At 36.5% G+C, this 19,700-nt stretch carries 19 protein-coding genes; 4 read left to right on the forward strand and 15 right to left on the reverse strand.

Going from position 1 to position 19,700, the window contains the following annotated elements:
• Positions 1 to 192: 192 nt before the first annotated feature.
• The 4 genes from AC59HC_RS22745 to AC59HC_RS22760 form a co-directional block, all read right to left on the reverse strand.
• Complete coding sequence (locus AC59HC_RS22745; RefSeq protein WP_496559430.1) at positions 193 to 1,185, reverse strand: MBL fold metallo-hydrolase; 993 nt, start codon at positions 1,183 to 1,185, stop codon at positions 193 to 195.
• A gap of 82 nt (positions 1,186 to 1,267) precedes the next feature.
• On the reverse strand, positions 1,268 to 2,269 hold the full coding sequence (locus tag AC59HC_RS22750; protein ID WP_343638862.1) for an aldo/keto reductase: 1,002 nt from the start codon (positions 2,267 to 2,269) through the stop codon (positions 1,268 to 1,270).
• Positions 2,270 to 2,355: 86 nt separating this feature from the next.
• Positions 2,356 to 3,261, reverse strand: coding sequence for a helix-turn-helix domain-containing protein (locus tag AC59HC_RS22755; RefSeq protein WP_343638864.1), 906 nt, complete (start codon positions 3,259 to 3,261; stop codon positions 2,356 to 2,358).
• Between the two features lie 108 nt (positions 3,262 to 3,369).
• A complete protein-coding gene (locus AC59HC_RS22760) occupies positions 3,370 to 3,828 on the reverse strand; it encodes a hypothetical protein (RefSeq protein ID WP_202838571.1) in 459 nt (152 codons plus the stop codon).
• Positions 3,829 to 4,334: 506 nt separating this feature from the next.
• On the opposite strand from AC59HC_RS22760, the gene AC59HC_RS22765 reads away from it, so the two are divergent.
• Positions 4,335 to 4,622, forward strand: coding sequence for a GNAT family N-acetyltransferase (locus AC59HC_RS22765; protein ID WP_062675288.1), 288 nt, complete (start codon positions 4,335 to 4,337; stop codon positions 4,620 to 4,622).
• Here the strand turns inward: AC59HC_RS22765 and AC59HC_RS22770 are convergent, their stop codons facing one another.
• Positions 4,623 to 5,720, reverse strand: a complete 1,098-nt coding sequence (locus AC59HC_RS22770) for an MBL fold metallo-hydrolase (protein ID WP_496559431.1) — start codon at positions 5,718 to 5,720, stop codon at positions 4,623 to 4,625.
• Between the two features lie 171 nt (positions 5,721 to 5,891).
• Between AC59HC_RS22770 and AC59HC_RS22775 the strand changes: the two genes are divergently transcribed.
• A complete protein-coding gene (locus tag AC59HC_RS22775; protein ID WP_496559432.1) occupies positions 5,892 to 7,430 on the forward strand; it encodes a S41 family peptidase in 1,539 nt (512 codons plus the stop codon).
• 42 nt (positions 7,431 to 7,472) lie between these two features.
• Here AC59HC_RS22775 and AC59HC_RS22780 read toward each other — a convergent pair whose 3' ends face one another.
• From AC59HC_RS22780 to AC59HC_RS22805, 6 genes are all read right to left on the reverse strand, one after another.
• The gene (locus AC59HC_RS22780; protein WP_202838568.1) at positions 7,473 to 8,063 is read right to left on the reverse strand and encodes a hypothetical protein; all 591 of its coding nucleotides are present in this window, start codon (positions 8,061 to 8,063) and stop codon (positions 7,473 to 7,475) included.
• 13 nt (positions 8,064 to 8,076) lie between these two features.
• Positions 8,077 to 8,586 (reverse strand): RNA polymerase sigma factor, encoded by a 510-nt coding sequence (locus AC59HC_RS22785; RefSeq protein WP_110010415.1) that lies wholly within the window; start codon positions 8,584 to 8,586, stop codon positions 8,077 to 8,079.
• A gap of 266 nt (positions 8,587 to 8,852) precedes the next feature.
• On the reverse strand, positions 8,853 to 9,212 hold the full coding sequence (locus AC59HC_RS22790) for a DUF7716 domain-containing protein (protein WP_330746858.1): 360 nt from the start codon (positions 9,210 to 9,212) through the stop codon (positions 8,853 to 8,855).
• 62 nt (positions 9,213 to 9,274) lie between these two features.
• Positions 9,275 to 10,090, reverse strand: a complete 816-nt coding sequence (locus AC59HC_RS22795) for a hypothetical protein (protein ID WP_496559433.1) — start codon at positions 10,088 to 10,090, stop codon at positions 9,275 to 9,277.
• A gap of 10 nt (positions 10,091 to 10,100) precedes the next feature.
• Positions 10,101 to 10,610 (reverse strand): RNA polymerase sigma factor, encoded by a 510-nt coding sequence (locus AC59HC_RS22800; RefSeq protein ID WP_330746860.1) that lies wholly within the window; start codon positions 10,608 to 10,610, stop codon positions 10,101 to 10,103.
• Between the two features lie 154 nt (positions 10,611 to 10,764).
• Positions 10,765 to 12,396, reverse strand: coding sequence for an NADP-dependent glyceraldehyde-3-phosphate dehydrogenase (locus AC59HC_RS22805; protein ID WP_496559434.1), 1,632 nt, complete (start codon positions 12,394 to 12,396; stop codon positions 10,765 to 10,767).
• A 289-nt stretch (positions 12,397 to 12,685) separates the two neighbouring features.
• Here AC59HC_RS22805 and tpx point away from each other — a divergent pair, with 289 nt between their 5' ends.
• Complete coding sequence (gene tpx / locus AC59HC_RS22810) at positions 12,686 to 13,255, forward strand: thiol peroxidase (protein WP_171006332.1); 570 nt, start codon at positions 12,686 to 12,688, stop codon at positions 13,253 to 13,255.
• 913 nt (positions 13,256 to 14,168) lie between these two features.
• On the opposite strand, the gene AC59HC_RS22815 is transcribed toward tpx, so the two are convergent.
• The 4 genes from AC59HC_RS22815 to hutU form a co-directional block, all read right to left on the reverse strand.
• On the reverse strand, positions 14,169 to 15,089 hold the full coding sequence (locus tag AC59HC_RS22815; RefSeq protein ID WP_343638884.1) for a tetratricopeptide repeat protein: 921 nt from the start codon (positions 15,087 to 15,089) through the stop codon (positions 14,169 to 14,171).
• 282 nt (positions 15,090 to 15,371) lie between these two features.
• Complete coding sequence (locus AC59HC_RS22820; protein WP_411412895.1) at positions 15,372 to 16,133, reverse strand: MBL fold metallo-hydrolase; 762 nt, start codon at positions 16,131 to 16,133, stop codon at positions 15,372 to 15,374.
• Between the two features lie 237 nt (positions 16,134 to 16,370).
• The gene (locus AC59HC_RS22825; RefSeq protein ID WP_062671884.1) at positions 16,371 to 16,913 is read right to left on the reverse strand and encodes a Crp/Fnr family transcriptional regulator; all 543 of its coding nucleotides are present in this window, start codon (positions 16,911 to 16,913) and stop codon (positions 16,371 to 16,373) included.
• Positions 16,914 to 16,928: 15 nt separating this feature from the next.
• Positions 16,929 to 18,914, reverse strand: coding sequence for a urocanate hydratase (hutU, locus tag AC59HC_RS22830; protein WP_496559435.1), 1,986 nt, complete (start codon positions 18,912 to 18,914; stop codon positions 16,929 to 16,931).
• A 247-nt stretch (positions 18,915 to 19,161) separates the two neighbouring features.
• Between hutU and AC59HC_RS22835 the strand changes: the two genes are divergently transcribed.
• Entirely contained in the window at positions 19,162 to 19,596 is a 435-nt protein-coding gene (locus tag AC59HC_RS22835) for an endonuclease domain-containing protein (protein ID WP_496559436.1), read from the forward strand.
• Positions 19,597 to 19,700 lie beyond the last annotated feature (104 nt).

Below are 19,700 nucleotides of genomic sequence, written 5' to 3' on the forward strand. Positions count from 1 at the left end.
AAAAACTAGCACAAACAATGCAACGGTTTTATTATCTCAAAAAAGGAGCTGAATTATAAAACCACTACAAGATTAGCTCCGGAGGAGGGGAATACTGAGCACCTATTTATTAATCCAGGTAACGTATTCCTTATCCCTAATCCTCTTTTTCTCTCACCTGCAACCTACGATCTGCTATCTGCAACCTATTCCCTAATTCATAAAACCTTCCGGAAACCATTCAAAGCCGGATGTTTTCTTTTTTGTGTAACCAAGGCCCGGCCAGGGTAAATGGTAAGCAAACGCTCTGATTCTGGTATCTGCCAGTTGTTGAAGGAATTTTTTTCTTGAAGCTGTTGCGATATCCAGATCTGTATCTCCGAAATAGCCCCATTCAGGGTGTGGAAACAAGATAACATCAGAATGGATAAGGTCTGCAATATAGATCAGCTTTTCGTTTCCTGAAGAGATGGTGGTAACGGTTAAGCCTGGTGTATGGCCAGGAGCTAACTGGAAACTAAAATAATCATACAATGTATTATTAAGGTCATAAAACTTCAGTTTGGGCTGAATCGTTTTCAAAATATTCTGAATTGCAGGAATAATCTGATTAAGAAATTCAGGTTGTGTTTTCAGTGCACTGTTACTGAAATCTTTGATGGAAGCTTTCATCCAGAAATCATGTTCTGTTTTAGAGATGAAAATATCGGCATTGGAGAAAATAAACTGATTTTGTTTATCCACTACTCCGCCGATGTGATCCGGATGGGCGTGAGAGATAAAGACATCGGTAACATCTTTTGGAGAAAATCCTGCTTTTTGAAGGCTTTTCAATAAAAATCCGCTTCTTTCATCGGCAAAAATTCCCATTCCGGTATCCAATAAGATGAGTTTATTCTTTGTCTTAACCAATAGAATATTCATCGCCATATCAATATAATTCTCCGGTCTGAAATTATCTTTAAGGATTGATTTCAATTCTGAAACAGTGCCTCTTGGTGCAAATGAATTCAGGTTTTCTTCATGGATATATCCGTCCGTAAGAACAAATAGTTCAAGCTCACCAAGCTGCAGTTTTTTAAATCCGGAAAGATCGTCTCCTGTTTTTTCAACAGTTGTTTGAGACTGTGCCATTAAGCCGGAGAAAGGAATCATGCTCAATGTTCCTGCCAATAATCCGTTCTTTAATAATTCTCTTCTGTTCATAGTCGAACTCCTTTTAAATATAAAAACAAAAAAACTGAGCTCTTTTTATTGTAAGAAGCTCAGTTTTTATCTAACATAGTTTTTAATTGTTCACCAGTTTCATTGAACCTTCATTGTATCTTTCTCCTACATTAGGGTATTTTTTCAGGATGGCATCAATGGTATCCAGATCTGATTGAGAAAGTTCTATATTGACGGCTGCAATATTTTCTTCCAGATATTTGATTCGTTTTGTACCCGGAATCGGAATGATATCATCTCCCTGGTTCAATACCCAGGCTAAGGCAAGCTGGGTTCCTTTCACTCCTTTGGAAGCTGCAAATTCGTTGATTTCGTTAGCCAGCTTAGTATTATTTTCAAGATATTCCTGCTGATAACGCGGTAATGATTTTCTGAAATCGTCATCACCCAGATTTTGTGCATCATAGATATTGGTAAAGAGTCCTCTTGCTAACGGCGAATAAGGAACCAAAGAAATTCCCAGTTCTCTGATGGTTGGTAAAATCTCATTTTCAACATCTTTCGTAAGGATAGAGTATTCTGACTGCAATGCTGCAATAGGGTGAATTTTATTGGCTTTTCTGATAGATTCTGCCGAAGCTTCAGACAATCCAAGATATTTCACTTTTCCTGCCTTTACCAATTCTGCCATTGCTCCTACCGTTTCTTCTACAGGAACATTCGGATCTACTCTATGTGCATAATACAAGTCGATTGTATCAATCTTTAATCTTTGAAGGCTTAAATCCACGGCCTGTCTTATCCATTCCGGAGAGCCGTCGAAATAAGTTCCCGGAGCACCGCTGTGGCTTGCCTTACCATCTTTAAACCTGAATCCGAATTTGGTAGCAATGAAAATCTTATCCCTGTTCGGTACTAAAACTTTAGAAATCAGTTTTTCATTTTCTCCATTGGCATACATATCTGCCGTATCCCAAAAGTTAACTCCTAAATCCAAAGCTCTGTGCAGGGTATTGATACTTTCCTGCTCGTCGGTAGGACCATATGCGAAACTCATTCCCATACATCCTAAACCAATTGCTGATAACTGTTCTTCTGTGTTTCCTAATTTTTTAAATTTCATGATAGGTATGATTTAATTTTACATGACAAAATTAGAACATCAGGAAGTCAACCCTGATATAGAATTCAAACTAAGAATTATAAAATTCAAACAACATCCATTCTTAAGGCATTGGGAGTAATTCCGGTTTGTTTTTTAAAATAATTGGTGAAATAAGCGGGTTCTTCAAAACCTAATCCGTAGGCAATCTCAGCAATATTCCAATCCGTATGTGTCAGTAAGGCATTGGCTTCCTGAATAATCCTTGCGGTGATCTGCTGGCTGGTTGTTTTTCCTGTAATCTCTTTTACCGAACGGTTCAAAGAATTCACATGAATGGAAAGACTCCGGGCATAATCATTCGGCGTTTTTAATTTCAAAAAGGCCTCAGGGCTGTCGATAGGAAACTGCCTTTCCAACAGTTCCATAAATAATGAAGCTACTCTTTGTGAAGCATTCTGATAAGGTTCGAAATTTTCTGCCGGCTGCATTCTCATCGTCTCATGAATCATCAGATGAAGATATGCTCTCAACATATCATATTTGTGAATATAATCTGACTGGATCTCCGTCATCATTTTGGTATAGATCTCAGCAAGTATTTTCTGTTGTTCTTCATTTACAAAGAAAACAGGAGTTCCTCCGATCTTGAACAGCGGAGAATCCTGAAGGTTTCCCATACGGCTTCCGTTATGCAGAAACTGATCTGTAAACAGGCAGAACCAGCCTTTCTGGTCCTCATCATCCGCTTCCCAGGAATAGGGAATAATGGGATTGGAAAACAATAATGCAGGACGGTCTACTTTGATCCATTTATCAGCATAATGAAGCTTTCCCTTTCCTATAATTAAAGAAATCTTATAATAATCTCTCCTGCTGTATGGGGTAAGAGGAGAACAGTATTCCCGTGAAAACACATTGAAGTGTCCCATTTTACTGACCCCGATACACTGCGATGCCAGATTGGGAGCATTTCTTTCATAAAAACCTTTGAGTGACTCGTGTGATTCCATAGATCAAAGTTATAAAAATCAAACAAATTAAAATCACATCAGATATTGAAAAATAAAATGGCTGACAAAAAATGTCAGCCGTTATAAGTGATAGAGTTGATAATGGGTTTAATCCCAATCACCGTCATGTCCGTGACCGCGGTGTTTATTTTGTTTTTTATAGTATTTCTCCTGATCTTTATAATACTTTTCCTGTTGTTTACGGTATTTTTTATAATCGTTTTTGTTTCTTCCATAGACGATTACCGGATTCTGACCTCTGTAATATTTCTTTTTAAAGAGGATATACTTTTCTCTACCCAGAATTCTTTCCAGCTCTGAATAACGGTCGTTTCTCCATCTTCCCGGTTCCACCACATACACTCTATTCCAGGTATCATAATCACGATATCTGTCATTTAACACATAAATCTGATTAGCCTGTGTTGTTGAAAGCACAAGATCAGTAATTACTCTTTGCCAGTTGATATCAGAGATACTCCTTCTGTAATCATTATAATAATCTGACTGGGCATAACTTAAGCTGAATGTCCCAACCAATAATGCTGTTAATATTAACTTTTTCATTTCATTCCACTTTAAAAATAATTACCAAGTGATAGTCAATTAAAGTGCCAATTATTAATTACAAATACTAATATTTGTTAAAAAAAACCACAAACAACTGATTATCTTTGAATTATTTTCTGTATTTTTTATTAAATTCTTAAACATTAATTATTTTAAGGTTATGATTATATCCTAAGAATTATTAAGTAACAACCCTATTACACATTAATAATCAACACATGGCAGATTTATAAAAACACATATTTAAGTTTCGTCTAAAAGCCGTAGAGAATTATATATCGTGTGGCGGGCTAAGCCCATCTCTATTGATCCTGGCATACAGATATTTAATGGTAATATCTTTTATCTTTTATCTTTTATCTTTTATCCACTTATGTTATAAAATTCGTTAAGATTCCCATAAATTATTATTTCATATAGTTTAATTTCGTAATTTTAATGAAGAGAATGTTTTTAAAGAAATTTTCTCAAATTATTTTTGATCAACCAAATCTTACATTGTTATGGAAAATATAAAGTTTCAGGTATCTCAATATCAGGATGAATTGCAGCTACTTATCGATGAAAAAAAGGCAGGTTATATGTCTATAGAGGTTGACGGAAGACTGCTTATTGTATATTATACGAAACTTGACGAAGAGCGTGAGGGAAAAGGATACGCTAAACTATTGCTGGATGAACTTGTACGCTACGCAGAAGAAAAAGATTTGCTTGTAGACCCGGAATGTGATTTTGTAAGACAACAGTTTGAAAATCATCCTGCAAGATATAAAGAAATCTGGCATGCCTGATCAGCTTTCCCACCAGGCTGTAAACTTTTGTTCTGACTGATTCAGATCTACGACCTCTCCGATCATCGGAGTGAGGATGTTCAGTTTTTTTTCTCTTCCAAGAGCCGTTATCTTTTGTAAAGGTTCATTCCACGGATGAAGTGCCAATGCAAATTTGGCAGCATGAACCGGGATAATTCGTTCTGCTTTAAGATCAATAGCAGCCTGAATAACATCTTCCGGCAATGTATGGATATACCTCCATGCCTCTCCATATTGTCCATTCTCAAGAACAGCATAATCGAAAGGGCCATATTGTTCGCCTATTGTTTTAAAATGAGAATCATAGCCACTATCTCCGCCTAAGAAAATTCTTTTTGTAGGTGTTATCAGAACATAGGAACTCCATAGCGTATCATTCTGCCTTACCCTTCTGCCGGAAAAATGTCTGGCAGGAGTAAAGACAATTTTTATATTATTTTCCAGGGCAACTTCTGTTCCCCATTCTTCTTCAATAAGTTTGCTCTCAGGATAACCCCATCTTTCCAGATGTGCCCCTACTCCTAAAGGAATAATGGCCATTCCTGTTCTTTCTACGATAGATTTTACAGTTGGGTAATCCAGGTGGTCAAAATGATCATGCGTTATCACAAGATAGTCAATATTCGGAATATCTTCAGGTTTAAAAATATCTGATCCTTTGAAAGCTTTATTAAAGTATTTGAAAGGTGAACCATAAAGACTCAGGACAGGATCTATTAAAAAGGAAACTCCATCAGTCTGCAGATAATAAGATGAATGTCCTAACCAGATCAATACATCCTTATTTTTATCAATATTTTTCAGATTGGTATGAAGAGATGGAATTTCTTTCAAAGGTTTCAGCAGCGGATCTTTTTTTCCTAAAAAGAAATCATAAGTCACTTTTGACATTTTGTAGCCTTCTGTAAGGGAAGGTGTATGGCTGATATTCTGGAATTGTCTGTTTTTATAGAGTTTCGACTGCCTGATGCGCTTTAGTCTTTTCCCTTTTGGCACGCCGCCAAACGCCTTCATATTGATCACGATAAAAAAGGTAACCGTTAAAACAGCTATACTCGTAATAATCCAGTAAATCATCTGTACAAAATAAATATCAAATGTATTGACTTTTGTTTTTAAATGAAAATATATTCCATTTTACTCCATTTTTTAACTAAATTTATCATGTATTTTAAAAATTTATTATTCATTTAAGTCGGGATTAATTTTAAACTTTTTATTTTAGCACCCTAAAAAAACTCAGATACATTGAAAAATTATTCGGTAATATTTCTTCTCGCTATTTTTTCGTCTTGTGCCTCTGTAAAAAAACACAACGAACAGCGGGCTTCATGTATTCCACCGGAGCAACTTAAAGAGGATGTGGACTTTGCGTATTCAAAATTACAGCAAATGCACCCTCAATTATACTGGTATATTCCCAGAAAGGAACTGGAGCGTAAATTTGACAGTCTCAAGCAAACGATCACCGAATCTCTTACCCCACTTCAGTTTTATTTCAAACTTCAGCCTGTCATTGCCGGAATTCGTGAAGGACATCTTTCATTGAGAATTCCCAGAAAGAAATTTACGAAAGAAGAAATTAAAAGACTGGAACATCAAAAAGGAATGTTCAGCCGTTTTGAATATTATATATCGGGAGACCGAATGTATATCATCCAAAACAAAGACTCTATTGAGCATATAAAGCCGGGAACTGAAATTTTATCCATCAATAATGTACCTGTATCTGATTATATCAAAAAGTACAGAAGCCTGATCAGCAGTGATGGTGATAATACCACTTTCCATCCGTATTTTTTAAAAGATCTTTTCTTTAATTTTTATACTGCAGAAAATGGTTTTGACAGCAAAGCTACTCTTGAAACCCTTTATAATGGTAAAAAAAGAACGTATACTTTAACCCGCGAAACGAAGTCCGATTCTGATCTTGAAAAGGATAAGGAGATGCAGAAAAAGACCCCGGAAAAGAAACTGAATGATTATGTAGCTTCGAGTAATTCTTATAACAGAAGTTTCCGGTTTCTGGACAAAGACAGTACTATTGCTTATATTAAGGTAAAAAGCTTCTCAAGGGATTACTCAGATAAGTTTTATAAAAAAGCTTTTGCCAGCATCAATCATTCAAAATCTTCCTACCTCATCATAGATGTCCGAAACAACTACGGCGGTTCATTATATGAAATCAATAATCTGTATTCGTATTTAGCTGATGCACCGTTTACTCTGATTAAACCCTCTCAGCTAACTTCAAGAAATGCGCCTTTACGCACCAATTACTTCAGAAAAAGTACTCCTTTAGAGTATGCTCTTAAAAGTATTGCCTATCCGAGTTATTTTCTTGCGCAGACTTTCAGCACCTATAAAAAGGATGGAAAAGTATTCTACAAGATGAAGGCTGACAAGCCTACAAAGCCTAAAAAGGAAGCTTTCCATGGAAAAGTTTTTGTACTGATTAACGGAGGGAGCTTCTCGGCATCTTCTATTATCACCGCCAAACTTAAGAATGATAAAAGAGCAACGCTTGTGGGAGAGGAAACCGGTGGAGCCAATGACGGAACTGTGGCCGGATTTTATTCCTACCAGAAGCTGCCCAATTCTGAAATCAGATTTCCGATAGGACTGCTTTTGGTGCAGCCTAATATTAATTTTTCAGATTCACGGAAAGGGGTTGTTCCGGACGTTACTATTATTGAAAATATGCAGGATATTATTGATCAAAAAGATCCGCAACTGGATTGGATAATAAACGAAATAGCAAAAGAAAAAGAAAATAAAAGTAAGTAATGAATATTGATCCGGCGGGCTTTCAGCCCGCCGAAACCTTTTCTATCTTTTTAATTCTTCTAAAAGATCTTCAATATATTGGATATATCTTCCATAGTAGCGTTTATACCAGAACCTTCCTACAATATAAAGCAAAAATAATCCTACGGTTACTGTACTAATTAAGATCACCGCAATCTTCAATTCACTCAAAGGTTTTGGCCACGGGATAAACTCCAGAACAATCAGGATTTCACATACCAGAAATGGGGCAAAGCTGATGTAGTATGAGAGGTAATACTGTTTGTTAAGATTGAGCTGCATCACGAGATCTTTCAAAGAATCATAGGTTTTTGGAGCGGGATTACTGATTTCATTGTACAATGTAAAGAACTTACTGAAAAAGAAAACGGTAACCAAAAGCATGGAGGCAATCAAAACTGTTATATACAACTGAAGTTTAAATGGTCTGCACACAGAGCACACCAGAAAAGCAAAGACAAAGATTCCTATCATCCACCAGAATTCCACACGCATGTTTTTACGTATCTTTTCCAGGGGGAGATGTAATTTATTCCTCTGTTCTATACTTATTTCAGGAGTTTCCTCCACAATATCTTCGTTCCAGGTATTTTTCAATTCATCGATATTCATTGGATTACTGATTTTAATGTTGGTTGGTTTTTATTTGGCTTAAGATATCTTTAAGTTTATTTTTTGCCCGGTTCATTTTCACTCTTGCATTGCCCTCTGAAATTCCCATCTGTTCTGCAATCTGTTTTCCTGAAAAATCCTCCAGATAATAAAAAATAAAGGCCTTGTCGATAGGATTAAGCTGATGAATAGCCTGATACATTTCAGCCAGGCGCTCTTCTTTACGGTAATCATAGTCTTCCTGAATAATAATTTGGTTAGAAAAGTCTTCATGGGCGATAAAGCTTCTTCTCTTTTCTGATCTCAGGAAAATAATAGCTGTATTCAAAGCAATTCTGTATAGCCATGTTGAAAATTCACTTTCACCTCTGAAACCCGGAAATGCTTTCCAAAGCTGATAGGTAATCTCCTGAAAAAGATCATCGCGGTCATCCTTTTCAGTCATATACATTTTAGAAATCTTAAACAGAATTCCTTTATGCTTTTCAATCTGACTTATAAACTCTTGTTCTAATGAGGTCATGGGCATTTACTCTATAGAGTTAGTTTTCGTTTAAAAAAATTGTTACAGATTTTTACAAAAGAAATAAAAAAACCTGACAGAAAATACTGCCAGGTCTCATTGTGTGTTTTTTAAGCTTTTTACTATTTCCCCGGAATAGCATGAGTCGAAATAATTTTTTTCCTGACCTGATCAGTTAGTAGGATAAAGTAAAAATGTTACGTAAAAAAACAATAACCTGAAATTTTTAACATCAGGTTATTGTTTTTATGTATCTAATTCTTTTATTATTTAAAATCAAAGAAATCATCTTTTTCCAGATAATGGTTCAGGGCAGTGATAAGCTGAGAAGAGCTAATATCAGCACGCTGTCTGAAAGCAAGATCCACCACATCCTGAATATTTTCATCCGAACACATATAATGGAGCTTGTTATGAAAAACAAAATCAGGTAAGATTTCATTATCATCCCCACCAATATCCAAAGGATCTCCGATAAAAATTTTCATTCCGGGCTTAAATTCGTCTGCTGAAGAATAAACTGCATAATTATATTCCGGGTCGAAGGCTGCTTTCCTGTCCTGCTTGTTCTTTACAAGCTCCAGAAATTCTTCTATAGAATACATCTGATTTTTAAAATCATCCATGTAATATTTTTTTACAACTCAATGTTCTAAAGATAGAAATTTTACAGAAGATACAGTCATTTCTAATTCAGTTTATTTAAAGCTCGCTGTAATGAACCGATATCCAGAAAATCAAATTTTGCTCCCACTATGATAATGATCAGCAGAACAACGGTCAGCAATAAAATGATAAAAAAATACATGGATACAAACCATATCATGGTATTCAGAATATTTCCTTTAATTCCCATTTTATTCATAAAAAATCTCTGTGAACGTTCAAACCATGTCATTTTCTTTTCAGGTTTTGGACTTATTTCAATTCCGTTAAGCTCATCCACCAGACGCACCACGTCATCAATATATCTTCCGTACATATAATAGATCCAGTATTTGATAATAAAGGCGATCAACAGAAGGGTAATCAGAAGACTGATCCCGAAAATAGCCAGGTTATATTCCCTATCAAAATGAAAATTAATTTTGATCAGAGACAACAGAAACCCAAGAGGAATATAAGCAATATAATAGGAAATATAAATTTCTTTCGATATGAGGAGCTGCGTTCTCAGATTAAACAAGTCATAATTGGTATTGATGCTGTTTTTTCCAAGCAGCTTATACAATTTCAGGAAGCGGGAATAAAAATAAATAATAATAGCAACGGTCAGAATCGTGACAAATATTGAAATGGTTTTAATATTAGAATCATCAGAAGCCAATGGAACACCTGTTAAGAGCAAAGGCAGTGTTATAATCATCAGCCAGAATTCAGTTTGCATATTCACTTTCAGCATCTCCAACGGGGAATGTATTTCCTTCTGTTTTTCCAGAGAAATTTCAGGGGATCCGTGTCCTGTATCTTTATTCCAAAGTTCTTTAAAGTTTTCTAACTCCATAGTGTCATTTTTAATGGGAATCTGCACCTTGTCCGGCAATAATCTCTTTCAGCTTTTCTTTTGCCCTCTTCAGCTTTACGCGTGTATTCACTTCAGTAATTCCCAGTTGTACAGCAATCTCTTTTCCCGAAAACCCCTCTAAAAAGAAAAATATGAGGGCTTTATCAATGGGGCTCAACTGATGGATGGCTTCATACATCCTCTTCATATTCATATCATCAGTATCATTATAAGGTTCCTGCCTGGCACTCAGCCCATCCACATTCTGATTTTGTATAAAACTACGTTTTTTTTCACTTCTCAAAAAAACAATGGCTGTGTTGAGCGCAGTTCTGTACAGCCATGTGGAGAAATCACTTCTCTTTTGAAAATCAGCGTATGATTTCCAGGCCTGGTAAATGATCTCCTGGTAGAGGTCATTCTGGTCGTCCTTATTATCCATATACATTTTAGAGATCTTGAAAATAACACCTTTGTGCTTTTCAATTTTCTCTAAAAATTCTTTTTCGGGTGAAGACATGATTTACACACTGATCATTAGATGACATCTCTAAAAAACACCATCCTATTATAACACAAAACTTTAATTTCCGGTATTAAGTTAAAAAAATCCTCAACAAATCAAGGTGTTTATTGAGGATTTTATTTTATGTTAAATATAATGCTGGTCAGAATCAGAAAATATAATCTGTGCTTAAAAAGTTAGAATCATGTTCCCTTACAATCGTATTCAGCAGCTCTTTGTTGGAATCTGTCAGCTTTGCCGCCACCAGAGACCTGATAGAGAATGAACGGAGCGCATCAAAAACAGAAAGTGTTCCTTCCGCACTGTCTTTTCTTCCGGTAAATGGAAAAACATCGGGACCTCTTTGTGCCTGACAGTTGATATTGACACGGCTTACAAGATTTACAAAAGGATCAATCAGTCTTGCTACTTCATGAGGATCTTCACTGAAAATACTTACCTGCATTCCGTGGGAGGCATTCACCTGATATTCTATAGGCTCTTCTATATCTTCGAAGGGAACAACAGGAATCACAGGGCCAAACTGTTCCTCATGATACAGCTTCATATCACTGTTTACAGGATATACTACGGCTGGAAAAACAAAAGATTCATCGGTGTAACCTCCATCTTTATTCAAGACTGCTGCTCCTTTCTGTAAAGCATCATCAATACATTCTTTCAGATAAGCAGGTTTGTTCACTTCCGGAAGCGGTGTTACTTTCACATCTTTTTCCCATGGCAGCCCGGCCTTTAAGGCAGAGACAGCGGCACTTAATTTCTCGGTAAACTCCAATGCCACTTCTTTCTGAACGAATATCAGCTTCAATGCTGTACAACGCTGCCCATTAAAAGAAAGTGCTCCTAAAATACACTCACTCACCGCAACATCAAGATTCGCATTTTTGGTAACGATGGCTGCATTTTTAGCATCCAGACTCAGAATAGCTCTTAAACGGTTCACTTTCGGGTGTAGTTTTTTTAATCCGTTAGCCACTTTACTGGATCCGATAAAAGCCAGAACGTTTACTTTCCCGCTTTCCATAATCGGAGTGATGATTTCTGATCCTTTTCCATATAATGTATTCACCGTTCCTTTCGGGAATGCTTCCTTGAATGCGTTTAATAAAGGATAATGAGCAAGGACACCATGTTTCGGCAGTTTAAAAAGGATGGTATTTCCCATGATCAGAGCCGGAATCAATGTGGTAAAAATTTCATTGAGAGGATAATTGAAAGGTCCCATACTTAACACCACGCCAAGCGGAGCCCTTCTGATCTGTGCAATGGTTCCTTCTGCCTGTTGAAAGCGGGAAGATTCCCTGTCAAGATCTTTTAATGCATCAATGGTTTGGTTGATATAATCTACAGTACGGTCAAACTCTTTGGTAGAATCGGCCAGTGTCTTTCCGATTTCCCACATTAGTAGCCTGATAACCAGATCTCTCTGCTGGATCATCAGATATACGAATTTCTGCATGCATTTGATACGTCCTTCCACAGACATGGTAGGCCATTCACCAAGACCGTTATCATAGGCTTTTACACAAGCTTCGAGAACTTCCATCGCCTCGTTCGGACCAATATTCGGAATACTTCCCAGAAGTTTTCTTTCCAATCCGTTTTCTGTGGGGATGCATACCGGGGAATAAATTTCCGTGACATCTCCTTTCCACTCTACCAGTTCTCCATTCAAAAGATAGGTTCTCTGATGGATGACCGGAACTTTATATTCTTCCGGAATTTCGTTTTCTCCTTTAAAAATGCTGTGATGAAATGATGCTGTATTTTCTGAACTCATAAATCTTTCTATTTTTTTATGTGATAAGATTGAGATTGTTTCAAAAGTCAGACTATCTGACTTTTGTCATTCTGACGAAGGAAGAATCTTAATGATAATCTACTATATGAGATTCTTCATTACATTTTATTTCATTCAGAATGACACCTTTGAAACTACTACATTTTATAATATAAAGGTAAAAGTAAATTGTGTTGAAAAAAATAATCTGACAATAGATTCGATCTATTTGAATTAAAATTAATCTTAGCTCCTGAAAAAAGAATAATTTAGCTTAAAAATAAATTTCATGTTTTCAAAATTAGTTTGCGGCACACTGCTATTCTTCTCTGCGGTGGGCTTTGCTCAAAAATCTAAAGCGATCAATACAGTTTTAATGGGCGGGAAAGAAGTTCATACTTATGCCAAATTGCCGGCACTGAATAAGCCGGCTCCTAAATTTACCCTTACCGATGTGAATATGAATGACCAGACCCTGGATTCCTTCAAAGGAAGATACGTTATTCTGAATATCTTTCCGAGTGTAGACACTGGTGTTTGTTCTGCTTCTGTACATCATTTCAATGAAGAGGCTGGAAACCTTCCCAATACGGTAGTCCTTTGTATTTCCAAAGATCTGCCGTTTGCCCAGAAAAGATTCTGTGGCGCAGAAGGCATTAAAAACGTAATCATGCTTTCCGATTTCCGTTCAGACTTTGGCTGGAATTATGGTGTGGAACTGGTAGATTCTCCAATGAAAGGGCTTCTGAGCAGAGCAGTTGTGGTGATAGATCCTTCAGGTAATATTATCTATGAAGAACAAGTGCCGGATATTTCTCAGGAACCGAACTATGAGGCGGCTATTGCGGCTGTGAAATAATAAATGGCTTAAAAAATAAAACTCAGCGAATTGCTGAGTTTTTTTATGTTATAATTGTTTTGTTGGAAAAACGCTAAGGCGCAAAATGACATTAAAAACTTTCTGTTGTAAGGCGCAAGGATTTTATCTCCGATAAAATTTCAACGGCATTTTTGTCATTCCAAGCAAAGCAAGGAATCTAAACGCAAATCTCCAGAAACTGCAAGAAAATAATCATTAAGAAAAATTAAATTATTAAAAATAGTAAGGTGAAGTGCACCGCTTAAAAAAAATCTTTGATGTTTTCTTAACTGATCTTCACCACTTCAATATTCTTAATGGTTAAAAAAAATAAAACTCAGCTTCATACTGAGTTTTTTTATGTTATAATTGTTTTGTTGGAAAAACGCTAAGGCGAAAAATGACATTAAAAACTTTCTGTTGTAAGGCGCAAGGATTTTATCGGAGATAAAATTTCAACGGCATTTTTGTCATTCCAAGCAAAGCAAGGAATCTAAACGCAAATCTCCAGAAACTGCAAGAAAATAATCATTAAGAAAAATTAAATTATTAAAAATAGTAAGGTGAAGTGCACCGCTTAAAAAAAATCTTTGATGTTTTCTTAACTGATCTTCACCACTTCAATATTCTTAATGGTTAAAAAAAATAAAACTCAGCTTCATACTGAGTTTTTTTATGTTATAATTGTTTTGTTGGAAAAACGCTAAGGCGAAAAATGACATTAAAAACTTTCTGTTGTAAGGCGCAAGGATTTTATCTACGATAAAATTGAACGTTGGTTATTTTTAAAGGGTCATTCCAATAAAAAAATCTGTGTTATCTGTAAAATCTGTGGGAAAACAGACAACGCTCCACTTGCTGAAAAATCTTAATTTGTATTTACTTTTATATATTTATTCATCTATCAACAATATTATTCAAACCATGAGAATATTTTCTTTCTGAATTTAAAAATAATAAAACCAGATATGATCAATGATAAAACAGAAAACATAATACTTATCCAATTGAATTCTTCTGCTGCCTTCAGATTTCCGGGAATCCTTTTTTTATTTTTTACGAGTGTTTGAGAAGACAACTTCATTCTTTCTTTTAAAACAGGATTTTCTAAACCATATTTTTTGGCCTGCAGATAGCTTTTTTCAGCATCATATTTCTGGTTCATCAATAAAGCAATATTTCCAAGGTCAAATAAAAGCTGTGCTACAATTGGATCCTTAGGTTTTACAAAAGTCATTCTCTCATTCAGCTGATAAAAGATCTGCATTTTAAGCAATTGAAGATCATCCTTGCTTAATGTGGACTTAGGAGCTTTCCCATTCCCAAAATCTTTTCCAATAAGATCGGTGGATGAGATAGATTTGCCACTAATTTTAGCTTTTAAAATATTAAGGTGAATCCATTCAGATTTTAAGTGAGAATGAGGTTCTATCTTTACCGCGGTTTCAATCCATTTCAGAGCTTCTTTATTATTTCCTATCAGCTCATAAGCTGTACCTATATTGGATGCTGTAGAGTATCTGCCAGGTTGTAAAGTTTCAATCCTCCTATATAGATCAATTGCTTCCTGATATCTCCCTAAAAGAATTAAGATATATCCTTCGTCCGACAAATAATCAACATCTTTTGTCTTATCATATCCTTTTTTCAGCTTCACCAAAAACTCTTCTAATTCTTCTTTACCACCAATCTGGTGTCCGTATGGAACTTCACCATCAAGATCAACATATAGTATCTCTTGATTGGCTAAAACCATTTTTTCTCCATTCAGGCAGGCAAAAGCAGATATTGAAAATAAAGTTCCGAAAAGTAGGCTAAAAAGGTATTTTTTCATTTTTGTGTATATTAATTTCTAGTTTTTATTGAATTTTAAAAATAAAAAAACTTTACTATATTTTTAAATAGAAACTTTAATTTTATGTGGATGCCATTCAGAGCACAGGCCAAAGAAGCCAAAACTTAATTTTAAATTTCGGCTAAAGCCAATTATATTACGCACAAAAGAAAACGGGCTTCCTTCGACTAGGCTTAGGATTATGGCCCGTTCCTATTGATGTTGAGATTCTTCATTCCATTGCATTTCACTCAGAATGACAGTTTTCCTTACAAATATCAGTTAAGATTCTACCAGCATTGCTCCATCTTTTAAAATCAAATATTCCTGTCCAACTTCCTCAGAAATATTTTTCAAATCCTGCTCATCAAACACCTGAGGGATATAGCATTTCTCGTGGGCAAACAATCCGTAATGGATAGGCACCAGCTTTCTGGCGTGCAGAAGATGAGCCGCAGCAAAGGCTTCTTTCAGATTGAGGGACGCGGGAACTGGGCTGTATTCTAATCCAATGATCTCAAAATTGACTACTACTCCGTTTACGGGTAAGAAAGCGTAATCTATATTGGGGTTTTCTTTCCCGAGCTTCCAGAACTGGTTGTGCCAGATGGTATCTCCACCATGAAAGATTTTAGTATCACCATCATCTACAATCCAGGAAGACTGTATTTCTCCTACGCCATCCATGGCAAATACAGGTTTGAAGGTGATATTGTTTTCTGTGAAGGTTTCATCAAGATCAAGAACGATCATTTCAACATCAGGTACAAGTTTTCTTACAATAGGCTCCAGTCCTGCGTAGATGATCAGTTTTCCGTCTTTCTTTAAGCATTTCCGGATCACTCCTTTATCAAAATGATCAAGGTGCATATGCGTAAACAGGATATAATCTGCCTGTACATGGTCTGAAAATTCTATGAGATTTTCTACAGCATCTCCCAAAACGGGTTTGTAATAAGAGAAATCTTCTACAGCATCTATTAAGATGGTTTTGTTATGTGAAGTGAGTTTTACACCTGCCCAGTTTAATTTTTGTATTTCCATATTCTTTTTTCAGCAAAGGAAGAAACTTACGGAAGGCCAGTCAATAAACAAAAGTTAATTAATGGGGTGTTTTTAAGGTTGGAAGATGGAGGATGGAAGTTGATTGTTTCTCTACAGTTTCTATTGCCTTTTCTTTGAATTAACAGTAAGGATTTTATAAACGTTCTATGTTAAAAAAACTCAGCAATATGATATAGTCTTAGTAACTTCTTTTATTATCTTCAAATTTCCAGCATCTTACAAAATTCTTTTTCTGATTCTGCTTAAAGAGATAGGTGTAATCCCGATATAAGAAGCCAGGTATTTCAGAGGAATATTTTGAATATAATGGGGTTTGTTCTTCAGCAGATATTCATAAAGATCCTGTGGAGTGTTTTTCAGCAGGAGCATTTCCCTTTTCATCGCAGCATTCAGTTTTCTGCTCAGATAATAGTTCTGTACGAAACGGCAGTGCGGATTTACAGCAAACAGGTTTTTCACCTCATCCAGGGTAATTTCCCAGGCCAATCCTTTGTTGATGGACTCATAAACGGCATCAGAGCTTTTTTCTTCCACAGTAAAAATATCGCCGGGAAAGTAGAATTCTGCACAGATCTCGGTGTCGATATCTGAGGTACTGTTGATGTAGTATTTACGGACAAGCCCATCTTCTACAAGATAGGCTTTGTTGTCAGTAAATATATTTTTCTTTGAAAATTCAACCTCAGCAAACTTCTCCCATACAGGATCACTATCCTCTACGTTCAGGTGTGAAAACAATTTTTTGTTGATGGTTGCCAATGCTAAATTTTTATATTACAATAAGTTTTCGTCTACAAGGTTCGGAAGGGTTACTTTTAAGTTTGGTTCTGCTTCCATCGCTCTTTTAATGGCAAAAACAGCGCCTTCATTTCTTGCCCAGCTTCTTCTTGAGATTCCGTTGTTTACATCCCAGAAAAGCATGGATTTTAATCTTCTGTCGGCATCATCGCTTCCGTCAAGGAGCATTCCGAAACCTCCGTTGATCACTTCTCCCCAGCCTACTCCGCCACCATTGTGAATGGAAACCCAGGTAGCTCCACGGAAACTGTCCCCAATCACGTTGTGAATGGCCATATCTGCTGTAAATCTTGATCCGTCATAGATATTGGAAGTCTCTCTGTAAGGAGAATCTGTTCCTGAAACGTCATGGTGGTCTCTGCCTAAAACCACAGGTCCGATTTCTCCGTTTTTAATAGCTTTGTTGAAGGCTTCAGCAATTTTCATTCTTCCTTCTGCGTCTGCATAAAGGATTCTTGCCTGAGAACCTACCACCAGTTTGTTTTCCTGTGCTCCCTTGATCCATTGGATATTGTCTTTCATCTGCTGCTGGATCTCTTCAGGAGAGTTCTTAACCATTTCTTCTAATACTGAACAGGCAATATCATCTGTCTTCTGAAGATCTTCCGGATTTCCACTGGAACATACCCAACGGAACGGCCCAAAACCATAATCAAAACACATAGGTCCCATGATATCCTGTACATAACTCGGATATTTGAATTCTCTTCCTAATGTCGGATTTTCTGCCATTACATCAGCTCCGGCTCTGGAAGCTTCCAACAAAAAGGCATTTCCGTAATCGAAGAAATACGTTCCTTTTTCTGTATGTTTATTGATGGCTGCAGCATGTCTTCTCAACGTTTCCTGAACTTTTTCTTTGAACAACTCAGGGTTTTCAGCCATCATGGTATTGGATTCTTCAAAACTTTGTCCTACAGGATAATAACCACCCGCCCATGGATTGTGAAGGGAAGTCTGATCTGATCCGATATCAATTCTTAAGTCTTCCTGATCAAATTTCTCCCAAACTTCCACAATATTTCCAAGATAAGCCAAAGACACCGTTTCTTTGTTCGCCTGTGCTTCTCTTACTCTTTTTACCAATGCATCAAGATCTTCATGGATTTCATTCACCCATTTCTGATCGTGACGGATTTTCGTGATCTTCGGATTCACTTCTGCACATACAGTAACACAGCCTGCAATGTTCCCTGCTTTTGGCTGAGCTCCACTCATTCCTCCTAATCCTGAAGTAACGAAAAGTCCTCCTTTTGGTTCTTTCTTGATTTTTCTGAAAGTATTTAACACAGTAATCGTCGTTCCATGAACAATCCCCTGAGGACCGATATACATATAACTTCCTGCCGTCATTTGCCCATACTGAGTAACACCTAATGCATTGAATTTCTCCCAGTCATCCGGTTTTGAATAGTTCGGGATCATCATACCATTCGTTACCACAACTCTTGGTGCGTCTTTATGAGAAGGGAATAATCCCATCGGATGTCCTGAATACATTACCAAGGTCTGTTCATTGCTCATTTCAGACAAATATTTCATGGTCAGCAGATACTGCGCCCAGTTGGAGAAAACCGCTCCGTTTCCACCATACGTAATCAGTTCGTGTGGATGCTGTGCTACTGCATAATCCAGGTTATTCTGAATCATCAGCATAATGGCTTTTGCCTGCTCAGATTTTCCGGGATAGTCTGTAATAGGTCTTGCCTTCATTTCATAATCCGGACGGAAACGGTACATATAAATCCTTCCGTAATCTTCAAGTTCCTGCTTGAATTCAGGAATCAGTTCTGCATGAAACTTAGGTTCGAAATAACGTAAAGCATTCTTCAATGCCAGTTTTTTCTCTTCTTCCCCTAAAATTTCTTTACGCTTCGGAGCATGGTTGATATTGGTCTCGTATGGTTTTGGTTGTGGCAGCTGATTAGGAATCCCCTGCTGTATCTGTTCTTGGAATGTCATATTACTATTTAAAGGTCTATGTTTTTAAACAATGTTTGAAGTTTTAAAGATATTCAAAATAGGAAATATAGGCAAGAGGGGAAGGAAAGAATGGTTTAAGGTTTAAGCAAAATTATGAAAACTGTAAATCGACTATCATTTAATATTAAATACTATATTTGAATAAACACACCTCAATTCCCCTCCTTTGGAGGGGTGGATTTCAAAGTTAACAACTTTGGAAGACGGGGTGGTCAAAAACACAACAATGAAAGAAATTCTTACCGTCATCAACGGAATTCCTATCCGCAGGAATTTCGTTGAAAACCTGCCCTACAATCCCTATTTAAAAGCATTATCAAAAGAAAAACGTAAAGCCCGGATTTTGGGAGAAGTGATCTTCTGGAAAAAAGTCCGTGCAAAAAAATTCTATACCATTGATTTTGACAGACAAAGGATTATCGGAAATTATATCGTTGATTTTTATGTAAAAATGCTTGGCCTCATTATAGAAATAGACGGTTCAAGCCATGATGAAAAACAGATTTATGACGGGATAAGAGAAGAATATCTTGAATCTTTGGGGTTGTCGGTCTTCAGGATTAGTGATTTTGATGTGAGGAATAATCTGAGTCTGGTGATGAAGGAGTTGGAGGATTTTATTGTGCTGCATTACGGAACCACCCCGTCTTCAAAAATTTAAAGAATTTTCGAATCCACCCCTCCGAGGGCTAATCTTGTAGTGGTTTTATAATTCAGCTCCTTTTTTGAGATAATAAAACCGTTGCATTGTTTGTGCTAGTTTTT

The sequence above is a fragment of the Chryseobacterium sp. DZ-32 genome, assembly GCF_059587025.1.